4 protein-coding genes are annotated in these 2,942 nt (G+C 53.9%); 2 read left to right on the top strand and 2 right to left on the bottom strand.

What is annotated here, in order from left to right:
* Positions 1-599, top strand: a 599-nt coding sequence (locus NW856_RS04425; RefSeq protein ID WP_414399304.1) for a hypothetical protein, incomplete at its 5' end; no start/stop codon positions are given.
* A 172-nt stretch (positions 600-771) separates the two neighbouring features.
* Here NW856_RS04425 and psb35 read toward each other — a convergent pair.
* Positions 772-1,080 (bottom strand): photosystem II assembly protein Psb35, encoded by a 309-nt coding sequence (gene psb35 / locus NW856_RS04420; RefSeq protein WP_414374670.1) that lies wholly within the window; start codon positions 1,078-1,080, stop codon positions 772-774.
* Positions 1,081-1,217: 137 nt separating this feature from the next.
* Positions 1,218-1,436 (bottom strand): hypothetical protein, encoded by a 219-nt coding sequence (locus NW856_RS04415; protein ID WP_011433585.1) that lies wholly within the window; start codon positions 1,434-1,436, stop codon positions 1,218-1,220.
* A 184-nt stretch (positions 1,437-1,620) separates the two neighbouring features.
* Between NW856_RS04415 and NW856_RS04410 the strand changes: the two genes are divergently transcribed.
* Positions 1,621-2,898, top strand: a complete 1,278-nt coding sequence (locus tag NW856_RS04410) for a cysteine desulfurase (protein ID WP_414399303.1) — start codon at positions 1,621-1,623, stop codon at positions 2,896-2,898.
* Positions 2,899-2,942 lie beyond the last annotated feature (44 nt).

Genomic DNA, 2,942 nt, shown 5'->3' with positions numbered 1-2,942 from the left:
TGGCTCAAATGAAAGATCAACACAACCTAGGAAAGCAGAACAGACTTGCCTATAGGTATAACGAAATTGTCTCAGTGAACGTGGACTTCAGAAAGAAGAGTGTCGGTTTTGTCAAATCAGAATGCTACCCATACTACAGCTACTACATCAATTGCCAAGGAAATCCTGTCGTATCTATATCTTCCCCGTCTTTGCCTTTGATGAGGTATGTAGCCAGCTACATTTGCTCCACGCGCTGGAAAGGCATGAGAGAAGCAATTGAGCGTGGACAAGAGGTTTCATTTGGATGCGTTGCCATAAGTAGGGAGTACGTTAGAGTCGAGGATTTCGGTTCTTCAGAGCGATTGTTATTTAGGATCCAGGCTATCAAAGAGATTAAGCTGTGCATTGATAGTGAGGATGGTTACGTATTCCGCCTGGAGTTTATCTCAGGGTCTAGGTCAACAAAGAGCTCTGATTGTTACTTCCGCTGTGACAAGGTAGATAACTTCCATCTATTTTTCAAGACACTCAAGCTTGTGGGTATCCCTATGAACCTTTCTGAGCTTCCAGCACGTCTCACCTTTGAGAATCATATTAGACAGGCAACAGATGGCTAGACACCAACCGAATGGAGGAGGCACCGATCTTTGGGTACAGCCTTTCCAGGAGATAAGCGAGGTAGTACTGCACGGCAAAGACAAAGAGCACGCATGAGGAAAAAGCAGGCTTCCATAGCTTCCGCCTTTATTTCCTCGAGACGACTGGGCGCCGGACAGCTTTCAACTGGGATCAGCGGATCCCCAGTGCAGAGGCAAACACGCTGTGGCCCACTATGGCCTCTACCACAACACTGATGGCAAACCCCAGCATGGCCAGCCGTCCGTTCCATCGCTCCGCCTTCTCCGTCCAGCCAATCTCCCACTCCGGCGGGGTATCGCCATCTTGACCGTACTGCGGCACATACCGCGGGCGACTGGCACTCTCCCAACCGGCAGGGCGCTTGGAGTTGAAGAAAGCCATCGAACCAATCACAACAGCAGCCACCAACCCGGCCACCATGACGGCAATGTAGGGGAGGAAGGGATTGTCAAGCATCATCGGACTGTCGAGATAGGGATTGAAGGGTGAAAAAGCTCCCAAAAAGGGTAGAGCTGTAACATCTCAAAGCCGAAGAGAAAGTCTGTGAGATGTCCAATGTGGCTCTACCGAAAAGTTCTTCGACAAATTATTGCAGGTTATTGCAGACCTAGCCACTGGGCGAGAGTGCTGGCAAAAACACTGTGGCCCAGCACCGCTTCTGTAGCAATGCTGATCACCAAGCCCAACATGGCCAAGCGTCCATTCCAACGCTCCGCTTGCTCCGTCCAGCCCGGAATCCAGTCGTTGGTGGTGTCGTAGTACTGGGCAACAGAAGCGGAGTCCAGACGAGAAGGGATTCTGGGAGACGATTGCATTGCTAATACCTCGTATTGGTTGCTGTAACCAAACTTAACACAAAGTTACATTTTGTGACAAGTTTCGCTTTCAGGTCAGGGCGGAAGGGATCCCTGGATGCTGGAAGGGATTGGGCGGATGGGTTTGCCGAAGGCTGGCCGGAAGCGATGTCATACTGAGGGAAGCAGGCTTTTTGCGCAGACCATGGCGGTATCCCCCCTTTCTTCTCTCAAGCTTGACCATTCTTTCGATCTGGCTGCCCAGGTGCGGTCAGATTTTCCGATTTTGCAGCGCCAGGTCAACGGCCACCCGCTAATCTACTTTGACAATGCCGCCACTTCTCAAAAGCCACTGGCGGTTATGCAGGCGATGGATCATTACTGTCGACACTGCAACGCCAACGTGCATCGTGGGGTCCATACGCTGAGCAACGAAGCCACAGATGCCTATGAGGGGGCGCGGGAAAAGATCGCTCGGTTTGTGAACGCGCCTTCTCCTCAGGAGATCATCTACACCCGCAATGCCAGCGAAGCCATCAATCTGGTGGCCTACAGTTGGGGCTTGAGCCATCTGGAGCGGGGGGATGAGATCGTCCTCTCGGTGATGGAGCACCACAGCAACCTAATCCCGTGGCAATGGGTGGCCCAGAAGACGGGAGCCCACCTCAAGTTCATCCAGATCACGCCAGAGGGAGAGTTGGATCTGGAGCACTACCGGTCTTTGCTCAGCGACCGCACCCGCTTGGTGGCGGTAACCCAGGTCTCCAACATGCTGGGATCCATCAATCCCGTCCAGGAGATGACTGAGCTGGCCCATCGCTACGGGGCCAAGGTTTTGCTGGATGCCTGCCAGAGCGTGCCCCACATGCCTGTGGATGTCCAGGCGCTGAATTGCGATTGGCTGGCCTTTTCGGGGCACAAGATGTGTGGCCCAACGGGGATTGGCGTCCTCTACGGCAGGCGGGAGCTGCTGCGAGCGATGCCCCCTTTTTTGGGTGGGGGAGAGATGATCGCCGATGTGTACTGGGATCACGCCACCTATGCGGATATCCCCCACAAATTTGAGGCTGGTACGCCGGCGATTGCCCAGGCGGTGGGGCTGGGGGCAGCCGTAGATTACTTGAGCCAGATCGGTCTGGAGCGGGTTCATGCCCATGAACAAAGGTTGATTACCCACCTGTTGGACGGGATCCAGCGCATAGCGGGTATTACGGTTTATGGCCCCAAGGATCCGGCGCGACGGGCAGGGCTGGTTAGCTTTTCGGTGGAGGCTGTCCATCCCCATGACCTGTCTACTTTGCTGGATGAGCAAGGCATTGCCGTTCGAGCGGGGCACCACTGCACTCAGCCCCTCCATCGCTATTTGGGAGTACAGTCCACTGCCCGAGCCAGTGTTTACCTGTACAACACGTTGGCGGAGGTGGATCGCTTTTTAGACGTGTTGGCAGAAGCGGTGGAGTTCTTCGGCGCTGCCCTAAGCTAGGTCGTGTTGATCTTAAAGCAGTACCGACATCTATTTTCTCGTTT

The organism is Synechococcus sp. R3-13 (genome assembly GCF_047462195.1).
Classification (GTDB): Bacteria; Cyanobacteriota; Cyanobacteriia; order Thermostichales; family Thermostichaceae; genus Thermostichus.
Note: the sequence above shows the minus strand (reverse complement) of the source record. Positions and strands in the feature narration are given on the sequence as shown.

What these genes read in the sequence shown, in the direction of transcription:
- psb35 (WP_414374670.1), bottom strand. Translation starts at nt 1,080, where the DNA reads ATGATGCTTGACAATCCCTTCCTCCCCTACATTGCCGTCATGGTGGCC.
- NW856_RS04410 (WP_414399303.1), top strand. Translation starts at nt 1,621, where the DNA reads ATGGCGGTATCCCCCCTTTCTTCTCTCAAGCTTGACCATTCTTTCGAT.
- NW856_RS04415 (WP_011433585.1), bottom strand. Translation starts at nt 1,436, where the DNA reads ATGCAATCGTCTCCCAGAATCCCTTCTCGTCTGGACTCCGCTTCTGTT.